Annotated in this window: 16 protein-coding genes; 9 read left to right on the top strand and 7 right to left on the bottom strand. The window is 44.4% G+C overall.

The window, feature by feature from the left end; genetic code table 11:
• Positions 1–195 precede the first annotated feature (195 nt).
• From K9M52_RS12665 to K9M52_RS12650, 4 genes are all read right to left on the bottom strand, one after another.
• Positions 196–576, bottom strand: a complete 381-nt coding sequence (locus K9M52_RS12665; protein WP_224068794.1) for a YccF domain-containing protein — start codon at positions 574–576, stop codon at positions 196–198.
• A gap of 32 nt (positions 577–608) precedes the next feature.
• Positions 609–1,061 (bottom strand): hypothetical protein, encoded by a 453-nt coding sequence (locus tag K9M52_RS12660; RefSeq protein ID WP_224068793.1) that lies wholly within the window; start codon positions 1,059–1,061, stop codon positions 609–611.
• Between the two features lie 34 nt (positions 1,062–1,095).
• Positions 1,096–3,750 carry a DNA mismatch repair protein MutS gene (mutS, locus tag K9M52_RS12655; protein WP_224068792.1) on the bottom strand — a complete coding sequence of 885 codons (2,655 nt, stop codon included), beginning with the start codon at positions 3,748–3,750 and terminating at the stop codon, positions 1,096–1,098.
• Between the two features lie 168 nt (positions 3,751–3,918).
• Positions 3,919–5,418 (bottom strand): catalase, encoded by a 1,500-nt coding sequence (locus K9M52_RS12650; RefSeq protein ID WP_224068791.1) that lies wholly within the window; start codon positions 5,416–5,418, stop codon positions 3,919–3,921.
• Positions 5,419–5,786: 368 nt separating this feature from the next.
• Here K9M52_RS12650 and K9M52_RS12645 point away from each other — a divergent pair, with 368 nt between their 5' ends.
• From K9M52_RS12645 to K9M52_RS12630, 4 genes are all read left to right on the top strand, one after another.
• A complete protein-coding gene (locus tag K9M52_RS12645; RefSeq protein WP_224068790.1) occupies positions 5,787–8,186 on the top strand; it encodes a TonB-dependent receptor domain-containing protein in 2,400 nt (799 codons plus the stop codon).
• 54 nt (positions 8,187–8,240) lie between these two features.
• On the top strand, positions 8,241–9,203 hold the full coding sequence (locus K9M52_RS12640; RefSeq protein ID WP_224068789.1) for a hydrogen peroxide-inducible genes activator: 963 nt from the start codon (positions 8,241–8,243) through the stop codon (positions 9,201–9,203).
• 245 nt (positions 9,204–9,448) lie between these two features.
• Complete coding sequence (locus K9M52_RS12635; protein ID WP_224068788.1) at positions 9,449–9,706, top strand: GNAT family N-acetyltransferase; 258 nt, start codon at positions 9,449–9,451, stop codon at positions 9,704–9,706.
• Positions 9,707–9,820: 114 nt separating this feature from the next.
• On the top strand, positions 9,821–10,462 hold the full coding sequence (locus K9M52_RS12630; protein ID WP_224068787.1) for a response regulator: 642 nt from the start codon (positions 9,821–9,823) through the stop codon (positions 10,460–10,462).
• Positions 10,463–10,663: 201 nt separating this feature from the next.
• Here the strand turns inward: K9M52_RS12630 and K9M52_RS12625 are convergent, their stop codons facing one another.
• On the bottom strand, positions 10,664–11,251 hold the full coding sequence (locus K9M52_RS12625) for a DUF4143 domain-containing protein (RefSeq protein ID WP_224068786.1): 588 nt from the start codon (positions 11,249–11,251) through the stop codon (positions 10,664–10,666).
• Positions 11,252–11,675: 424 nt separating this feature from the next.
• Here K9M52_RS12625 and mqnE point away from each other — a divergent pair, with 424 nt between their 5' ends.
• Positions 11,676–12,854 (top strand): aminofutalosine synthase MqnE, encoded by a 1,179-nt coding sequence (gene mqnE, locus K9M52_RS12620; RefSeq protein WP_224068785.1) that lies wholly within the window; start codon positions 11,676–11,678, stop codon positions 12,852–12,854.
• A gap of 100 nt (positions 12,855–12,954) precedes the next feature.
• On the opposite strand, the gene K9M52_RS12615 is transcribed toward mqnE, so the two are convergent.
• The gene (locus tag K9M52_RS12615) at positions 12,955–13,368 is read right to left on the bottom strand and encodes a BrxA/BrxB family bacilliredoxin (protein ID WP_224068784.1); all 414 of its coding nucleotides are present in this window, start codon (positions 13,366–13,368) and stop codon (positions 12,955–12,957) included.
• 298 nt (positions 13,369–13,666) lie between these two features.
• Here K9M52_RS12615 and K9M52_RS12610 point away from each other — a divergent pair, with 298 nt between their 5' ends.
• Positions 13,667–14,095: an Hsp20/alpha crystallin family protein gene (locus K9M52_RS12610; protein WP_224068783.1), complete on the top strand. Its 429-nt coding sequence runs from the start codon at positions 13,667–13,669 to the stop codon at positions 14,093–14,095.
• Between the two features lie 120 nt (positions 14,096–14,215).
• Here K9M52_RS12610 and K9M52_RS12605 read toward each other — a convergent pair whose 3' ends face one another.
• Positions 14,216–15,205 carry a GlxA family transcriptional regulator gene (locus K9M52_RS12605; RefSeq protein WP_224068782.1) on the bottom strand — a complete coding sequence of 330 codons (990 nt, stop codon included), beginning with the start codon at positions 15,203–15,205 and terminating at the stop codon, positions 14,216–14,218.
• 135 nt (positions 15,206–15,340) lie between these two features.
• On the opposite strand from K9M52_RS12605, the gene K9M52_RS12600 reads away from it, so the two are divergent.
• The 3 genes from K9M52_RS12600 to K9M52_RS12590 all read left to right on the top strand — a co-directional run bounded on the left by K9M52_RS12600 (position 15,341) and on the right by K9M52_RS12590 (position 19,837).
• Complete coding sequence (locus K9M52_RS12600; RefSeq protein ID WP_224068781.1) at positions 15,341–15,805, top strand: VOC family protein; 465 nt, start codon at positions 15,341–15,343, stop codon at positions 15,803–15,805.
• A 32-nt stretch (positions 15,806–15,837) separates the two neighbouring features.
• Positions 15,838–16,302, top strand: a complete 465-nt coding sequence (locus tag K9M52_RS12595; protein ID WP_224068780.1) for a VOC family protein — start codon at positions 15,838–15,840, stop codon at positions 16,300–16,302.
• A gap of 883 nt (positions 16,303–17,185) precedes the next feature.
• On the top strand, positions 17,186–19,837 hold the full coding sequence (locus K9M52_RS12590; RefSeq protein WP_224068779.1) for a TonB-dependent receptor: 2,652 nt from the start codon (positions 17,186–17,188) through the stop codon (positions 19,835–19,837).
• Positions 19,838–19,858 lie beyond the last annotated feature (21 nt).

Below are 19,858 nucleotides of genomic sequence, written 5' to 3'. Positions count from 1 at the left end.
CATCAACAGCTATTCAGGATAGACCGTTGTTTTTTGCAGAGGGATCTGTGGTGAATATTGATTGGGCCGGGCGCAATGCATCAGCGGCCTTTACCCCTTCAAAAATAGCAAATAAACTAATAAAGCGTACCGGGAGGTGTTCGCTTCATAAAAAAAGTAAGGTTGACAATTGTATGAGCAGAGCAGGCAGCGTAACTAGACAAGCGCCTTTCCAAAAGGCATCAGACATAGTCCCATTAACTTAAAATGCTGTTTACCAAAGGGTATGCCAATAATTGTTATACACAGGACCAACCCAAAAACCAGATGCGTTAACGCGATCCAGATACCTCCACAGAAAATCCAGAGAATATTCAGGGCAGTGGTCAGACAACCGGGGGCCTGGCCTTTTTGTGCAGCCCGGTCTACAATCTTCAGACCAAATGGGGCGAGTGTCGCCATACCGATTTTAAAATTCTGGATACCAAAAGGGATCCCGATCACAGTCAGGCATAGAATAATTCCACCGATCATATACTCCAACGCAACGATCAGACCGCCGAAGATCAGCCAGATAATATTTCCTATTAAATTCATATGGTGCCGGTTTATCTATTAAAAAAAATTCATTAATTCTCTGTCGGTTCATTATTGCTCTGTTCATCCGCTTCATGATCAATATCCTGTTCCTGTACCTGATCATCCAGCTGCTTTTGCGCATCATCTGGGGCATCCGTCACTATTTCCGGATTCTCATTTTCACTCCCCTCTACCACTGCCGGCTCATCGTTGATCTGGCTTTCCCCGCCTGACTGTTCCAGTCTGTTTTCCGTCAGAAATTCATAGAGTTTCTGCGAGCTCAGCGTCAGTTTATCGTAATCAATCTTCAGTTGCGGAATAAGATCAACCAACGTGTTGACACGGCCTTCTGTATTCAGGAATTTGTTTAAGACAACCACTCTTTTATGATCCAACAGACACCATCCACTCTGAAAATTTCCTCTTTCATAGCGAACCGTATATTTGGATTCCTGTAATATATCTTCCAATTTATCAACAAAACCCGTGGTATATTTTATCATCTTCGCTTGTTTACGTGAATATATTCCAATTAATTTATTTGAGCAGACCCTTGATCTGGTTGAGTTTTAATAGCGCTTCAACGGGCGTCAGCTCATTAATATTGATCTCATTGAGGGCACTGCGGATCTGGTCGAACACCTCCGTATGGGTATCAAAGATGCTAAGCTGCAAATGGGGTGCATTGGCCTTTTTGAGCCCCTGGCCGGCCGAATCCACCTTGGGTATTGCAGCGGGGGCCTCTTCCGGTGCACCGGCTCCCAGCCCCTCTTCGTCCCTTTTCAGCTCCAACTGTTCTAATATCTGCGTTGCCCTGTCTGTCAGGGAGGGAGGCATGCCCGCCATTTTCGCCACATGAATACCGAAGCTATGGGTACTGCCTCCCGGCGCCAGTTTGCGCAAGAATATGATCTTATGGCCGATTTCCTTATTAGTAATATGATAATTCTTTACCCGTGAAAGATAGGATTCCAGATCATTGAGTTCATGATAATGGGTCGCAAATAGCGTCTTAGGTCTGCCGGCGGATCCATGCAGGAACTCAACGATACTCCAGGCTATGGAAATACCGTCATAAGTAGAGGTGCCTCTTCCGATCTCATCGAGCAGGATCAGGCTTCGGGGCGAGATATTATTGATAATGCTGGCCGTCTCATTCATCTCCACCATAAATGTACTTTCTCCCCCGCTGAGATTGTCACTGGCGCCGACCCGGGTAAATATTTTATCTGTTAAAGGCACCTGTGCCTCTTTAGCCGGCACGAAGCTACCCATATGTGCCATCAGCGTGATGAGTGCCGTCTGCCGGAGCAAGGCACTTTTACCGCTCATGTTAGGACCGGTCAGGATAATGATCTGCTGATTTTCACTGTCTAGTTCTATGTCATTAGCTACATAGGGTTCACCAGGTGGAAGGTATCGCTCTATCACCGGATGACGGCTTTCTTTTAACGATAATGCAGTTCCCCGATGCAATGCCGGTTTATGATAATTATATTTCAGGGCATTCGCGGCAAAGCTGCCCAACAGGTCCAGCGTGGCCAGTAGCTGAGCATTACGCTGCAGACTTCGGGTAAAGGTAGCCAGGCTATCCAACAGCTGGTTGTAAATGCGGCTCTCCAGAACAGCTATCTTATCCTGCGCGCCGGTGATCTTTTCTTCATAGATCTTCAGTTCCTCTGTGATGTACCTTTCAGCAGAGGCCAGTGTCTGCTTGCGTATCCAGCTCTCGGGAACTTTGTCCTTATGCAGGTTGGTCACTTCCAGATAATATCCGAATACATTATTAAAACCCACCTTTAAAGATGAGATGCCCGTGATTTCTGCTTCTCTTTTCTGCAGAGCTTCCAGGTAGCTTTTACCATTGGCAGAAATCTCTCTTAACTCATCCAGCTCTGTAGATACACCGGCGGCGATGATGCCCCCTTTAGAAGCCTGCGCCGGCGGTTCCGTCACCAGCTCTCTGGTGATCTTTTCCCTGATCTCTGTGCAGGGTTCTAATTTTGCGCCCAGACTGCCCAGATAGGCTTCGTTTTGGTTTTCCATCAGCACTTTAACGTCCTGACAAACACCAAGACTGTCTGCCAGCTGGACAACCTCCCTGGGCCCCACTCTTTTCATCGCCACCTTACTGGCCAGCCGTTCCAGATCACCGGACTGGGCCAGGAACCCTTGCAGCGACTGAAGCGTTTCAGGGCTGAGCACCAGGGACTCCACGCTCGTCAACCGCTGCTGTATTTTTACTTCATCAATCAGTGGCATGATGAGCCATCTTTTCAACAGCCTGGCTCCCATGGCCGTACGCGTGGTATCCAGCACTTGCAATAAGCTCTGTTCTCCGGCCTGGCGACCGGTAGGTAGCAATTCAAGATTGCGGATAGTAAACCGGTCCATCCAGAGGAAATCGTCTTTCTCAATCCGCTGGATCTGCGTAATATGGTCCAGGTCCGGATGCTGGGTCTCTTTCAGGTAATGCAATACCGCACCGGCAGCGATAATCCCCATCTGAAGCTGATCAATACCAAAGCCTTTGAGGCTATGTACCTGAAAATGCTTCAGTAATGCCTCTGTCGCGAAAGCCAGATCAAAGATCCAGGCCTCCAGTGTATAGGTAAATATATCGGAGCCAAAATGTTCTTTTAATTTTTTCTGGTGACTGCGTTGATAAATGATTTCGGCCGGGCGCAGGGACTGTACCAGTTTTTCAATATATTCACCTGTACCCTCAGCCACAAAAAATTCGCCGGTAGAGATATCCAGGAAAGCGGCACCCATTTGCTGATCCGTATAATGAATGGCAGCCAGGAAATTGTTACTCCCGTTTTCCAGCAGTTTATCATCTATCGCCAGTCCAGGGGTGACAAGCTCCGTAACGCCTCTTTTTACAATTCCTTTTGCCGCTTTTGGATCTTCCAGCTGGTCTACGACCGCCACCCGATATCCGCCTTTAACCAGTTTATGCAAATAAGCATCCAATGCATGATGCGGGAATCCGGCCAGTTCCATGGCATCCGGATTACCGCTATTACGCTTGGTCAGTGTAATACCCAGCACCCTTGCGGCATCCACCGCGTCCTGCCCGAAGGTTTCATAAAAATCCCCCACCCTGAAAAGCAGGATCGCATCGGGATATCTCTGCTTGATTTCCCGATGTTGCTGCATCAGCGGTGTTTCACCTTTTGATTTTGCCATAGGGACAAAGATAGGCGTCACCAAAGGAAATTAAAATTGCCTTCAAAAATTGTGTATAAAAAGTGGAAATTACCTGCCGCTGCAGCCAAAAATATCCTGCTTTTCTTCTACCGAGGTAAAGCAGGATATGAACAGCAGGTCTAAAAGCCTGAAAATAAAGAACCGGCATCAGATCTCTGTTCTGGGCATTTTATCCATGACCCGGGACAGATCTACGCCGAGTCCCTGAGCAATACCCATCCCCAGGCCCGTATCGGCTCTGAAGAAATGACAGAGTTGTCTGTTGATGATTTCTTCTCTTTTGGGGCCACTGATACCGGTCATCGCGCCTACGATATTTTCAATGAGGTTTTGTCTGCCGGCCTCGTCCAGCACCTCCCTGAAAAAGATACCGGGTTGGGTGTAATGATCATCCTCTCCCGGCCCGTTGCGGTCAAACCAGTCCGCTACATTGTCCTCTAATGGCTCCGCCGGCCGGCTGTAGGACATATCCGGACGAACATCACTAAAACTATTCGGATAATAATTAACCTCTTTACCCCCATTGCCATCTACACGCATATAGCCGTCCCGCTGATAATTATTAACCGCAAAAGGGCAACGGTTAACCGGGATCTGCTCATAGTTCGCACCCAGCCGGTAGCGTTGCGCATCCGTGTATCCAAGGATGCGCCCCTGCAGCATTTTATCAGGAGAGAAGCCAATGCCATCCACAATATGTGCCGGAGCAAAAGCGGCCTGTTCGATCTCAGCAAAATAATTCTGCGCATTCTCATTCAGCTCAGCAATACCTACTTCAATCAACGGAAACTCCTGCTGCGACCAGGTCTTGGTGACATCGAAAGGATTAAACTTGTGTGTTTTTGCCTGCGCTTCTGTCATTACCTGAATACACATTTTCCATCGGGGAAATGCACCCTTGTCAATGGACTCCAACAGGTCTCTTTGTGCAAAATCCGCATCTATGCTTTTCATTTCAGCGGCCTGATCGCTGGTAAAATTCTTGATACCCTGCTCACAACGCATATGAAACTTCACCCATACCCTTTTATTCTCTTTATTGATCATACTAAATGTATGACTCCCGTATCCGTGCATATGGCGATAGCCATAAGGTGTCCCTCTGTCGGACATCACAAACAATACCTGATGGAGACTCTCCGGGCAAAGACTCCAGAAATCCCAAACAGCTGTGGCACTCTTACAATTTGTATAGGGATCTCGCTTCTGGGTATGGATAAAATCAGGGAATTTCTTGGCATCCTTAATAAAGAAAATGGGGGTATTGTTACCTACCAGGTCCCAATTCCCGTCCTCTGTATAATACTTCATGGCAAATCCCCTGGGATCTCTTTCCGTATCAGCGCTGCCGCGCTCACCGGCTACTGTAGAGAACCGGAACAGTATCCTGGTTTTCTTACCGATTTCACTGAAAATTTTTGCTTTGGTGTACCGGGTAATATCACCTGTCACCGTAAAAGTGCCGAAAGCGCCCGATCCCTTTGCATGTACAATCCTTTCAGGTATGCGCTCCCGGTTAAAATGCGCTAATTTTTCGTGTAAAATAAAATCTTCTAATAATAAAGGGCCCCGTGGTCCAACCCCTTTGGTATCCTCATGGTCTACATAGGGGATGCCGGAAGCACTGGTTAATTTCTTCTCGCTCATGGTTGTTCTGTTTGAAAAGTGAAAATATCTGTTCTTCAACGATTTATAAAGCAAATATACCGCCTTTGCCCTATACTAACCATTGATAGCTTCGATGTCATATAGACGAAATCTATAGAGGCCTGCTATCCTATTAAAATCGAAAGGGATGCATCTCAGTTGGCCTTTTTTTATTTCAGTATTTAAAAAATCTATCAAACCAATTTTCCTTATTTGATTTAACATTTTATTAATTTAATACAAAAAATTAATAATTAGAAGAATACAAATATATATTTAAAAATTATAAACATACACCCAATACTATGTATTACATAGTACCAATATATGCATAGTTTTGTGGTATTAATAGTACTAAATAAACTACAATGAAAAAGTTTTTGATCCTTCTGATAATGACTGTAACCGTGATTAGCGGATTCGCCCAAAAATCTGCCGCCGTACTTATGGGACATGTGGAAGATGAAAATGGGCAGGGCATTGCTTTTGCCACCCTTCGTTTTATGGTATCTGATACCTCAGCTAAAGCGGTCGCCGAAAAAATAGCCGGGGAAGATGGCTCTTTTATTATCGACTTACCGGTCGGCAACCGGTATTTTCTGATCGCTACCGGTACCAGTTATAATCCGACAAAAAAGTGGATAGAGATCGGCGATTCCGCCATGCATATCGTGCTGATCAAAAAAACAAATGACCTGGAAGCGGTCACCGTTAAAAGTACCGTACCGTTGATCAGCAGAAAAATAGACCGCGTGGTCATGAATGTAGATGACAACGCGCTTGTTGCCGGTAAGAATTCCATGGAGATTATGGAAATGGCTCCCGGTATGTTTGTGGATCGTAATGGCGGGATCTCCATCAATGGAAATGCCGGTGTACGGGTCATGGTCAATGGTGTTATGTTACAGTTAAGCGGTGATGACCTGACTGCCTACCTGAATAACCTGAGGGCGTCTGACATTAAATCCATAGAGATTATCGCCCACCCTTCTGCCGAATATGATGCCCAGGGTACCGGCGGCATCATTAATATTATTTTAAAGAAAAAAAGAACGGCCGGACTTACCGGGAATATAAGTGCAGGTTATTCGATTGGCAGATATCCGGGCAATGATCAGGGACTTCAGCTCAATTACCACCAAAACAAGCTCACGTTTACAGGCAACTACAGTCATTACCAAAATAAAGGGTATAATGATATCACCCAGCAACGGGACTTTCCGGAAGACGGTATATATGATGCCACTAATAGCATTATTAATCGTTATAACGGACATAGCGCGCGACTGGGCATGACCTATGACATCTCTCAGGGCCAATACCTGGCCCTTGGCTATAATGGCTCCTATAACCATTCAGGCAGTGTGACACATTCGATCAGTAATATCCATTACCCGGCACTGCCACAAAATAATTTTAGTTCAGACGGGCACTTTACTGATCATAATGCCCGAAACCTGAACAACTTTACTTTTAATTATCATCTGGATACCGACACTTCAGGATCCAACCTGGAAATCAAAGCCGATTATACCCAGACCAACAACAACAGTACCAACCTGTCTGTCAGTCAGGACCTGGATGCGGAAGGGATGCCCCTCAGAGATACAAGTTTCCGGTATGGTATGCCCAATAAGGCCAGGATACTGACAGCGGATATTAAATACATGCAGGTGTTTTCTCCGACTACGAAATTGCATTTCGGTGGCAAGTACACCGGCACGCGTATAGACCATGTCAATCAGTTTTCACGTATAGTGGATAATAACTGGACAGAAGATCCGGCGATGTACTATCAGTTTCATTATAGAGAACATATACTGGCAGGCTTTATGACACTGGAAGGTAAAGTTCTTAATACAGAAATTCAGCTCGGATTAAGGGGGGAATACACAAAGACCAAAGGCAGCTTAGATGCCGTTACCAGCAGCGTCAATGAAAATGACTATTTTAACCTCTTCCCTACAGTTTTCGTTAAAAGAGATCTCAACGAAAACGGCAGCAATTATTTTAGTCTGTCTTATAATAAAAGGATCGAGCGCCCCTATTATAATGATCTGAATCCTTATGTATCCTATCTGGATAACTACACGATCGAAACGGGGAACCCCTATCTGAAGCCTCAGTTTGCAGATAACTATGAGATCGGCTTTACCCTGGCCAATAAATATAATTTTTCTGTCGGATATAGCCAGTTCAGAGACGAGATCACACAGATCACTCATATTAATGCGGACACCGCACTGGTAGAGATTACGCGAGGCAATACAGGATCCACCAAGCGGTATTCTGCAACACTTAGCATACCGGTCAAGATTACCAAATGGTGGAATACCAATAACACACTGCAATGGCGTTATGAAAACCTACAAACCGCCGGATTTGCCATCAAGCAACCTCTATATTATTTACAGACAGCACAGGATTTTAAGTTGGGAAAGACCTGGTCGGCGAACCTCAGCGCCTTCTATCTTAACCATGCAATTGAGGGAAATATTTTTGTCAGCAGCATCTCTAAAGTAGATATCGGAATAGAAAAGAAACTGATGGACGGCAACCTGAAAATCAGGGCCGGCGTTACCGACCTGTTTCTCGGCAGAAAGATTTCGGCCGATATCAAGTATGACGACCGCCTGATTCATATTACGCAGGAACGTCAATCCAGAATGTTCAAAGTATCGTTAACTTATAACTTCAGAAAAGGTAAATCATTTAAAACCAAAAAGATAGAGAGCTCCAGCGAAGATGCACAGAGCAGGCTTCAGTAGATCATGTATCAATAAAATTGAATAACTTTGTTCACCTAATAGATATTAACAATCATGACATTTACGCAATTGGAGTATATAGTCGCCGTCAATGCTTACCGGCATTTTGCAGATGCCGCCCAGAGTTGTCATATTACACAGCCGACACTCAGTATGCAGATTCAGAAACTGGAGGAAGAACTCGCGGTCAAGATCTTTGACCGCAGCAAACAACCTGTAGTGCCAACGGCGGCCGGTGAAGAAATCATAGAGCAGGCAAGAAGGATCCTGGCCGAGAAATCAGTGCTGACAGAAATGATCCAGGAGAAAAAAGACCTGGTCACCGGTGAGATTAAAGTGGCCGTCATCCCTACACTCGCGCCCTATCTCCTACCACTTTTCGTTCCGGTATTTACAAAGAAATATCCACAGGTAAAGCTCACTATTATTGAATTGACTACTGATCATCTGATCAAAAAACTGCGGGAAGGACAGATCGACATGGGCATCCTGGTCACACCTTTGCATGAAAAGGGCATTAAGGAAGATCCTCTTTTCTACGAAGAACTTATGGTCTATTCGTCCGGGAAAAATAAATTACTGCGTAAACATTTTATCCTCTCCGGTGATATCGATCCCAATGATCTCCTGCTGTTAGAAGAAGGACATTGTTTTCGGTCACAGATTATAAATCTATGTGAACTCAGAAAACGTAGCAACGGCGGCCCGCATTTTGAATATGAAGCAGGCAGTCTGGAAACCCTCAGAAGAATGGTGGATGCCGGGGAAGGGATCACCATCCTTCCCGAGCTGGCGACCTATGGCCTGAGCTCGGATCAAAAAGAGAGACTACGCCTTTTTAAATCACCGGCACCTGTCAGAGAAGTTGGTATTGTCACGCACCGGGATTTTGTTAAGCGAAAATTAGTCGGAGCGATCAAACACGCGGTCCTTGAAAGTATACCGGTCAAGCTTCGCAGTAATGAGAAGAAATCCATTGTGCCCATATTACATAACGAACGCATATTTAACCAATAGATACCAGCATTTTATAAAATGGCACTCACAGCTTTTCCTGTACTGTTAACGAAACGGCTTGAGCCTATTGACATTACAATGGAATATGACCGCGATATCTTTGACCTGTTCTCCGATCCGAAGGTTGTTGACCTATTATAATCTTACAGCGTTCCCTGAGAAAGCCCAGGCTGCTGCCATCATAGAAAAATTGCGTGTACACTATATGAACGGATTGGGGATTCGTTGGGGCATTCCACTAAAAGGTGAAACCCGGCTTATCGGATCAGCAGGATTCAATACTTACACAAAAAAAATATCGCGTCAATATCGGTTATGACCTCAGGCCTCCCTACTGGAATCAAGGACTGGTCACAGAAGCGATCAGTGGCACCATAGATTACCGTTTTTCAATTTTAGCCATCAATCGGATTGAAGCGGAAGTGATGCCTGGCAGTAAAACTGCTTGGTCTGGTAAGATAAAAGCAATACCCCTCAAAACGGTATTTCCTTCTCCTCCCTGAAACAGGGGATTCTGGTAACGGCGCTTGGTCAGCTCAAAAAAAATATGGAAATTTAGCGTAGCAAGCGCTTGCGAGACCGAGTTTCGTATAGCAAACTCTTTAAATGCACAAATTATGAGCGCAGACACCATCGCTTCACTTTTAATTGTAGACGATCACCCCATGGTAATCGCCGGTCTGCAACAGTTGTTATCCGGTATCGATTTTGTTACTGTAACGGCGACTGCTACGAGTGCCATTGACGCCATGGCTCAATTAAAAGCCATACCTACTGATATTGTACTGCTGGACATCAATCTACCGGACATTAATGGCATCGACCTGTGTAAAAAAATAAAAACAACTTTCCCTGACATTAAAATTGTCGGCCTGAGCACTTTCAGTGAACGGAGTTATATTCTCCGTATGATAGATAATGGCGCTTCGGGTTATTTGATTAAAAGCGCATCTGTGGAAGAAATAGAAAAAGCATTAAGAACTGTATTGGATGGCAACCTGTATCTCAGCCTTTCCATGGAGCACATGCTTAAGCCGTCAACCGGTTTACAGGTTGGAGCATTGCCCGCGCTGACCAGAAGAGAAAAAGAAGTCTTGCAGTTAATTGCCGACGGCAAAACCAATGCCCAGATCGCACAGGAACTGTTTATCAGCCCACTGACGGTAGACAGCCATCGAAAGAACCTGTTGACAAAACTGGATGTACATAATACTGCCGGATTAATCAGGCTGGCCATAGAGCAGCACCTGTTGGATTAAGAGAAAATCTCGTCGGGGGTTGGGCCACTTGGCAGCTAAGATAATGCTCAACTGCGATATCCTCTGGTCTGTTTAATTTGACAATGAAAACAGTACATTAAGTTGCGGAATTCCCGCACTTTTACATCTATGCACCTAATGATGCAAGCGAAATCACATTTATCCCGTCTTTCCTGGTATAACTGATTCCCGTACCCGTAATTATGTTAAGTGATTTTGGAGGCTGTATTTTTTTCCATCCAGAACTGAAACAAATTTATTAAGGCTCGCAGCAGCGTCTTCAATCTGGCCGACTCCCAACTTTATTTCAAATGCATACCCATCTCCATTATGTTTTTGTACAATGGCATCTACCTCTAGTCCGCTCGAACCCCGATAATGATAGACTTTAGCATCATCTACCTGTCCATACACCCGGAAATCATGTGTAACTAACGACTCAAACAGAAACCCTAGAAAGTTCAAATCCTTCAACAAAGCCTCTTTGTCTAAGCCTAACGCAGATACGGCAAGACAGACATCTGTAAAATGCCTTTTAGGTGAATTTCTTAAGAGGGCAGAGGAGCGTATATAGGTATTCCATGCGGGCTGATTCTCCAGAATCATCAATTGATATAATGCACCAAGATAATCGTAAATAGTCGGCCGCGATATACTGCCATTCTCGATCTGGCGTATATCTCTTTCCAATGTGGAGACTTCCACAAGAGTCGCTGTATTTCTGGCAAGAGAGCGAAGTAAACTCCTTACTTTTATTGGATCGCGGTTGGTATCAGAAACCTTGCTCATAAAGCTTTCATTCCACGAATAAGACTGCTCCCGCGGCATGAAGTTTTCTCTCCAATTCATTATCCGCTAATCGTATCTGATAGTCTATAAATGTAATATATATTACATTTATAGATCATTTTACAAAATTAGAGACAATCACTTTACAAAATTAGAGCGTTTCATTTTACAAAACCGAAGTTGTTGATTACAGAATTCATATAACCTGTCTTTTTAAACGTCTACACAACTACGCATAAAGACATACAAATAGTTAAATTTATTAACTTATATTGCATTGTTTTATAAAAGATTCAACTCATTCCGAACTTCAATACAACACCTCTTTTTATAACAACGGTTTATGCTTTAAAGAAGCACCCCCTCATACATTGTGATTCTCTTTAGCTAATAACCCTTAAATTTGTGATCAAAATTTGTGATTATGGTGGAATTGGCTACCGGAGTCGAGCAATTGATTTCCAGTGAACAAGATACAGAACTAAGAAAAATCGGTGAAAAGGTATTAGCAGAAAAAAGGTTGAGCTTTCAGGAAGGAATCACCTTATTTGAGAAGGCTTCTCTGGGCTTCGCGGGCGGTCTGGCCAATTATGTAAGAGAGAAAAGACATGGCAACAAAACCTACTTCAACCGCAATTTTCATATTGAGCCCACAAACGTCTGTGTATTTACCTGCGCTTTCTGTTCGTATTCCAGACTTTATAAAAACAGGGAAGAAGGCTGGGAATTATCCGCTGATCAAATGATGCATATCGTAAAAAGCTATGATGGCAAACCGGTAACAGAAGTACACATTGTGGGGGGGGTTCACCCTAAGTTAACGATGCAGTTTTTTATAGATGTCATGAAACGCATTAAGGAACACCGTCCGGACCTGCATATCAAAGGTTATACGGCTGTAGAGCTGGACTATATGTTCCGTAAGGCCAAAGTAAGCCCGGAAGAAGGTATGCAGCTGCTCAAAGAGGCTGGTCTGCAATCATTGCCTGGTGGTGGTGCGGAAATTTTCCATCCGGAAGTGCGGAGCAAAATATGTCATGATAAGGTGGACACAGAGGGCTGGTTACGTATTCATAAGGCAGCTCATAACCTTGGCATGCACTCCAATGCAACCATGCTGTTTGGCCATATAGAGAATTATGAACATCGTATCGATCATATGGATAAACTCAGGACGCTTCAGGATGAGACCGGAGGTTTCAACACGTTTATTCCGTTGAAATTCCGAAATAAGAATAATGATATGTCCGACGTACCGGAAAGTTCTGTAGTGGAAGATATGCGCCTTTATGCGATCTCGAGGCTTTATCTGGACAATTTTCCACATATGAAAGCTTATTGGCCGATGCTGGGCAGACAGAATGCTCAGTTAACATTAAGTTTTGGCGTAGATGACCTGGATGGCACAATAGATGACACCACCAAAATCTATACAATGGCAGGTAGCGAAGAACAAAAGCCTGCGCTTTCAACCACGGAACTGGTCGCACTCATCCGTCAGGCCGGACGTCATCCCATAGAAAGAGACACGCTATATAATACGATCAAAGATTACAGCAATGAAGACCTGGACGCGTTAGGAGCCAATCCACATTATAACTAGTTTTCAAAACTGAAATACCTGAAATCAAAAACGGGTCGACAAAGGATACATTCCGTCGGCCCGTTTTCCTGTTTAGCTCACTAACTAAGTTTATGCCTGTCTAGCAGAATTCTTCAAATGCCTGCATTAAAGCACCTGCAATCAACTGTGCAGATCTGCCTTCGATCATATGTCTTTCAATAAAATTCACCAGTTTGCCATCTTTAAACAGGGCAATAGAAGGTGACGATGGAGGATAAGGTAAAAGGAATTCTCTTAATCTGCTGACTGCAGCCCCGTCAAAACCGGCAAACGACGTCGCCAGATAATCGGGCTTCTTTTCAGAATTCTGTACTGCCATCAATACGCCCGGGCGTGCACTTCCTGCGGAGCAGCCACATACAGAATTAATGACGATCAATGTAGTACCGGGGCGCTGTATAGCTGCGTCCACAGACTGCGGAGTGATTAAATCTTCAAAACCGTAATCAGTCAACTCCGCCTTCATCGGCATTACTATTTCTTCAGGATACATAGTAAATATTTTTGTTTTTATGAACCACAAAGATACAAATTATCTATCAGCCTGTAAAAACGGCCCCGTTTCCGTGGGTAAAGGAGCAGCATGGATTATTCAGCACAGATAGCGCCATTATGACACCTACCTTGCCAATATAATGCCATTATGTCACTTTAATTAAAAATAAACTGTCTGTTTGGCCTTAAAAAACCTGTTTATCGAGATGGTACGGCATTTGAAACCTGTTATGTGAAATTGAAAATTAAAAACTGATTAAGTCAAATTCAATTATTCACTTTAAAACTTATACAATATGTCAACTTTAGTAAAGAGAAATTATGGCACCCTGAACAATCTGTTTGAAGAAGTATTTGGCGGTTTTCCTGCCGGCAACTTCGCAAAGGAACTGCATGTGCCTGCGGTTAATATTAAAGAAACAAAAGAAGCCTTTGAACTGGAAGTAGCAGCTCCCGGCCTTCAGAAACAAGACTTCAAATTAAATGTGGACGACAATTTACTAACCATCTCTTATGACAAGCAAGCTTCTAAAGAACAGAGCGGTGAAGACACCAAGATCCATCGCCAGGAATTCACCAACAGAAGCTTCAAGAGAACATTCACACTGGATGAAAAAATCGATGCAGATAAAATTGTCGCCAAATATGAAAATGGTATTCTTAGTGTAACGCTTCCCAAGAAAGAAGAAGTGAAGATCACGCCTAAATCCATTGAGATTCTCTAATTATCCGTAATTGAGACAAAAATAAACTTTGTTTAATGCTTCTTAAAACAACCAATGAGAAGAACATCCCACAGCTTTCCAGCTTAGTGGGATTTTTTTTTGCTTTAAAATCAGCCTAAGTCAGTTGACCGCTGCTAACAGATTAAAATTTCGAAACTTATTTTTATAGGCAGCGGGCGAGAGGCCGGTCACTTTCTTAAACATCTGCCGGAAGGTCTTCTGGTCAATATACCCCACGTCAAACATGACCTCGCTTACATTTTTTTCTTCCAATTCCAATTGCTGTTTGGCGGCTTCGATTTTTACGCGTTGGATGTATTCCAAAACCGTATTATGGGTTGCTTTCTTAAAACGACGCTCAAAGCTCCGGCGGCCCAGTGCGACCAGATCGCATAATTGATCAATAGATATCTTATCGCGGAAATTTTCTTCAATATAGTCCTGAGCTTCCTTGATAGGCTGGTCTTCATGGGCTTTTTGTCCCCGAAACATCGTAAAGGGTAACTGGGTACGGCGATCTATCTCGATAGCGAACACTTTCGCACATAAGAGCGCCATTTGTCTGCCGGCATATTTCTCAATCAGATACAAAATAAGATTCAGATAAGAGAAAGCACCGCCACTGCAATAAATCCCTTTGTCTTCCGTAATGATCTTCTCTGTCACTAAATCTGCATTGGGATATAGCTGTTTAAATTCATCTGTCGCGAGCCAATGAGTGGCGCATTTCCTGCCGGCTAACAGTCCGGTTTCAGCAAGCAGAAAAGCCCCCAGACATAGGCTCGCCACCTCTGCTCCTGCTGCATAATGCTTTTTGATCCAGGGAACAAATGCCGCATTTGCCTGAACGGTCTGCTGTAGATCACCATCAATAGCGGGAATAATGATAAGGTCGGTTCGGACCACTTCACCTATCAACTGAGAGGCATTAATGGTAAACAAGCCGCCACTAGCCTTGGTATCCCGCTGAAGTCCAACCAATTGAACATCAAATAATGGCGGTTGCCCGTTTTGCAGGCAAAAGCTATTTACCTGAGTAAACAGCTGCCTGGACCCTTCGAGACTGGCGAGAATGGCCCGCTCCGGGACGATGATGGAAATGTGTTTCATATATTAAAGATACGAAAACTGACGCAATTACCCCCTTGCTTTGCCGTTTTATGATAGCAGAGAACACAATTCAAGGCACTAACTTTGAGGGAGAATCTTGATACACGCATTTACTCATTTCTAAAATAATTCTTTATGCAAACGCTTAGTCCTTATTTAATTTTTGATGGCAACGCCGCGGCCGCCTTTGACTTTTACAAATCCGTTTTTGGCGGCGAGTTCAGTTTTAAAATGAAAGCTTCAGATACACCGCCTGAGGAGGGTAAAAAACTGGACCCTGCAGAAGCTGATAAATTAATGCACATTTGTCTCCCGCTGGCCAACGGCCAAATGTTAATGGCATCTGACATGATCCATTCCGTTTGTTCTGGTGACGCCCAGGCGATGATCCAGGGCAATAATCAGTTTATCAACATCAGAGCCGATAATGAAGCTGAGGCGCGGCGGCTTTTTGAAAAGTTGTCTCAGGGCGCAACCATCCAGGTCGATATGCAACCAACATTCTGGGGAGACCTGTTTGGGCAACTCGCCGATCAGTTTGGCGTCCAGTGGATGATCAACAGCGCCTTAGAAAAAAAGGAAGGCACTCCAAATGAATAGATCAAATAATTCATCAATAAAAATTCACAATCATGCAACAGTCTGTTATCTGCCTTTGGTTTGACGGCAATGCCGAAGAGGCGATCAACTACTATATGGAGATATTCAAGGATGGCAAGGTTCATAGCAAGTTCTACACAGATATTGCGCCGCCCAGGCAGGGAAAGGAAACCCCGCTGACCATCGAGTTTGAAATGGCCGGAATCAGGTATATGGCCCTGAATGGCGGACCTTCATTTAAATTCTCTCCGGCTACTTCCATTATGGTCAATTGTGATACGCAGGAAGAAATTGACTATTACTGGTCACACTTGTCCGAAGGCGGCCAGGAAATGGAATGCGGCTGGCTGACCGATAGATTTGGGATCTCCTGGCAAATAGTGCCGGCTGCGTTTAGCCAGTGGTTGCACAGTAAAGAACCCGGTAAGCCAGACCGTGTCATGAAGGCGATGATGCAGATGGTAAAACTGGACCTGGAGAAGATGAAAAATGCCTAAACCTGATCAGCATCCGCCAACAAAATACTGATCTCTAAATAGGCGCTTACAGGCAATATCGCAAAGGTTCCGGCAGCGCGCATATTCTGACTTTAAGGTCCGTTATCAACTTTCGCGTGCCCAACCAAAACTACGACCTATCCGCATCAGCACAGAAGGGCTGTAATGTACAAATGCATTACAGCCCTTCTGTGTCTGGAAACTAGATAAACAATAAGTGCTATCCGCTGAAATGCTTGAATAGGATAATATCGGACATAATTACGCTAATATATGAGACTCCCTATTCTCCTATAATAGCCTCCCGCCTATTTGCGGTCTATCCTCTCTAATGCCCGCTGTAGCGGGCATTCTTCTGGTGGCGGATATATGTCTGGCAGCAAACTATCCAAATAAAGCCTGCTTTTAAACTTTTCCCGGCTTTAATCATCTAACATCCGGCTTGAAAGGCGTTGTCGCATTCATAACAAGTTCCAAAATATTTTCAGATTGTAATAAAGCGCATTACTGCGTATTTCCCGGCTATAGGGGTATGCCCGCTTAGACAGGTTCGCGGGTCAGCAGGCAGAAAGTGAAGACACCGGGCAACTGAAAAGTGCATTTCGAATACCGGAGAAAGAATGTTCAAGCGCAGATGGATCATCCTGCTACAGTAAATAAATTATTCAAAATAAAAAATGATTATCAAGTTGAATACAGCCAGGCTGCCCAACCAGCGTTGCATGAGGTACAGATAGTAAAAGTGCTGTATTCCATAAAGTGAAATCTCGAAAACATCTTGTTGTTTATGCACCATTATTCTGCTTTAATTTGTCTTGTTCTGATATGTTCTTTTGGAAAACTGAAAGCACAACAAAAAAAAACCGCATCTCCAACGGTATTGATGGGCCGCCTTAAGGACTCCAACCTGAAACCAATCCCCAATGCGACCCTCAAGCTTATGAAGGCAAGTGACACCGCTCAGGCAAAATATCTGATCTCGGATAGCATAGGGCGTTTTCAATTTACCAGGCTGACACCCGACACCTATGTAATAGATATCCAGTGCCAGGGCTTCTCATCCGTACTCAAATACCTATCCATCGATCCCGCCAAAGACACCCTGGATATAGGCACCATTTTGCTGGCCGATCATGTCAACGATATGGAAACAGTCTCTGTCACCGCCGTTCGGCCTGTTACCATGAACGGTGACACGACGGAATTCAACGCCGACGCCTATTCCCTGAAACCTGACGCCACCGCCGGGGATCTCATAAATAAAATGGACGGTCTGGAAGTTGATAAAGATGGAAATGTCCAATCTGACGGAGAGGCGGTTCCTAAGATTTATGTAAATGGTAAACCCTTTTTCGGGGACAACCCGGCCATGGCCATTAAAAACCTGCCGGCTGATGCGATCAAAAAAATTCAGGTTTACGATGCCCAGACTGATCAAAGCAAGTTTACCGGTTTTGATGACGGTGAACGAATCCGGACCATCAATATCGTGACCCGTCGTAAATTTAAAGGACTTTTCGGCAAGCCCTCTATCGCTGGCGGTAGCAGGGGGCTAAACCTTAAGACGCCACTATACCGCATAGATGGGAAAGCGTTCCTCTATGGCCCGGAAAAACAACTATCCTTTATTGCTAAAACGGACAATGTCAGTGGGGCGCAAGTCGGAAAAAACCACCGCACCAAACTGGGCGGCAATTATCGCAATATGATCGGCCAGAAAACAAAGGTTTCCGGAAGCTATACCTATGACAAAAACACCAACAATCAGGCATCTGAATCCTGGCGGCAGGATTTATACACCAATGATACTGTTTTCAATAAACATACCACCAGGTCTGCCTGGAGCAGCGAAATCAAACATAATTTTTCTCTCGACTGGGAAACAAAATTTGATTCGACAAACGAGCTATACATACGGCCCCGATATAGCCTGGGCCACAGTGAAAGCACAAATGCATCCAATACCAGTATCGACAGCGCCTATCTGGATAACGTTGTCCATAAGAACAAAACGACCAATACCTCCAGCTCCGATAGTCACCAGGAGAATTTTTCGCTATCAACAACGTATAATCACCGGTTTAAAAAGAGGGGGCGTTCCATTTCCCTGGACGTGAATATCCACCAAAACAATAATGACCGTACCCGCCTTAGCCAGACAGATCTATATGACTTTATCGCGGATAGTCTGGATCTGACCAGGCGGCAATTTCTCAACACGTCTGATAACCAGTCATACCGTGCGAATTTAGATTACACAGAACCTTTTGGCGTACACCATATGGTTCAGCTCGAGTTAAATGCGGCCTATTCTAAAAGCAAGTCAGATCAGCGGACCTATAATTACGATGAGCTGACGGGAGACTATACCACGATCGATACAACACTGACCAATTTTTATGGAAATACCTATCAATCGACACGCTCAACCCTCAGCTATCGATATCATACGGATTATATCCGGTTAAGTGTGGGCTCTGGTGTTCAATGGGGAAAAGTCAACAGCCTCAATTATACCAAACACACAGATATTCATCAGAACTATGTAAACCTGTATCCCACTGCGAGTCTGACCTACCGGTTCAGCAAATGGCGGCGTCTGAGGTTCAGATATCGCGGGCGCACCAGTCAGCCGGAGGTGAGCCAGATGCAGCCCATTGTGGATAATTCGAACCCTTTATATATCAGGGCCGGCAACCCGGACCTGAAGCAGCGCTTTAATCACCAGGTTTCTCTCGAATATAGAAACAGAGACAGTGTGACCAGCAGGTCAGTCAATGCCAGGGTCAATATGGAGGTTGCCACAAATAGCGTCGTCAATTCAATTAAAAGGCTGGACAATGGCGGACAATTTTCCAAACCGGTTAATATCAACGGTAACTATCAGATCAACGCTTATCTGGGGTTTGGTATTCCTATCCGGTTTATCCCATCCAATCTGGATCTTCAGACAAGGATCAATCATCGGCACCAAGTCAGCCTGATCGATCAGGTTAAAAATTATACGACGAAAATTGAGCTTTCAGAAACCTTCAGATGGCGGACCAATCTGGAAAAAGCTTTTGATATTAATTTCTCCACCAGGCCGACTTATAACATCATTCATTATTCTGTAAGCGACCGTACCAATGGCAACTATTTTGACCAGAAATTTTCATTTGACGGCACCTGGTACACCGAGTCGGGATGGGAGTCTTCAGCTGGATTCGATTATACATTGTATGCGGGCCTTCCTGAGGAACAACAAAATAACAGCACCATTTTAAACCTGGCGGTGGCTAAATTCTTTTTCGATAAAGCGGCTAAATTGACCTTATCCGTTACGGATCTGCTTAACCAGAGTAATGGCCTGTCTTTTACGCGCTCCGATAATTATATCCAGCAGTCCCAGACAGATGTCTTTAAAAGATATTTTCTGTTGACATTTTCCTACAATCTGCGAAATTTGCACCTAGGTGGTAAAGACCATGATAACGCAGGCAGTGATTTCAATCCTATTAGCCGGCATAACCGCGGTAAAAGAAGAAACTCCTAGGCCCTATAATCATTGCAGAAC

Source organism: Arachidicoccus terrestris (assembly GCF_020042345.1).
Lineage (GTDB): Bacteria > Bacteroidota > Bacteroidia > Chitinophagales > Chitinophagaceae > Arachidicoccus > Arachidicoccus terrestris.
The sequence above is the reverse complement of the archived record's forward strand: the minus strand, read 5'-3'. Positions and strand labels throughout refer to the sequence as shown.

Bases quoted from the DNA above. Each gene is read 5' to 3' on its own strand.
- K9M52_RS12630 (WP_224068787.1), top strand. From the start codon at position 9,821: ATGAGCGCAGACACCATCGCTTCACTTTTAATTGTAGACGATCACCCC.
- K9M52_RS12665 (WP_224068794.1), bottom strand. From the start codon at position 576: ATGAATTTAATAGGAAATATTATCTGGCTGATCTTCGGCGGTCTGATC.
- K9M52_RS12600 (WP_224068781.1), top strand. From the start codon at position 15,341: ATGCAAACGCTTAGTCCTTATTTAATTTTTGATGGCAACGCCGCGGCC.
- K9M52_RS12610 (WP_224068783.1), top strand. From the start codon at position 13,667: ATGTCAACTTTAGTAAAGAGAAATTATGGCACCCTGAACAATCTGTTT.
- mqnE (WP_224068785.1), top strand. From the start codon at position 11,676: ATGGTGGAATTGGCTACCGGAGTCGAGCAATTGATTTCCAGTGAACAA.
- K9M52_RS12625 (WP_224068786.1), bottom strand. From the start codon at position 11,251: ATGAGCAAGGTTTCTGATACCAACCGCGATCCAATAAAAGTAAGGAGT.
- K9M52_RS12645 (WP_224068790.1), top strand. From the start codon at position 5,787: ATGAAAAAGTTTTTGATCCTTCTGATAATGACTGTAACCGTGATTAGC.
- K9M52_RS12650 (WP_224068791.1), bottom strand. From the start codon at position 5,418: ATGAGCGAGAAGAAATTAACCAGTGCTTCCGGCATCCCCTATGTAGAC.
- K9M52_RS12615 (WP_224068784.1), bottom strand. From the start codon at position 13,368: ATGTATCCTGAAGAAATAGTAATGCCGATGAAGGCGGAGTTGACTGAT.
- K9M52_RS12595 (WP_224068780.1), top strand. From the start codon at position 15,838: ATGCAACAGTCTGTTATCTGCCTTTGGTTTGACGGCAATGCCGAAGAG.
- K9M52_RS12640 (WP_224068789.1), top strand. From the start codon at position 8,241: ATGACATTTACGCAATTGGAGTATATAGTCGCCGTCAATGCTTACCGG.
- mutS (WP_224068792.1), bottom strand. From the start codon at position 3,750: ATGGCAAAATCAAAAGGTGAAACACCGCTGATGCAGCAACATCGGGAA.
- K9M52_RS12590 (WP_224068779.1), top strand. From the start codon at position 17,186: ATGGGCCGCCTTAAGGACTCCAACCTGAAACCAATCCCCAATGCGACC.
- K9M52_RS12605 (WP_224068782.1), bottom strand. From the start codon at position 15,205: ATGAAACACATTTCCATCATCGTCCCGGAGCGGGCCATTCTCGCCAGT.
- K9M52_RS12660 (WP_224068793.1), bottom strand. From the start codon at position 1,061: ATGATAAAATATACCACGGGTTTTGTTGATAAATTGGAAGATATATTA.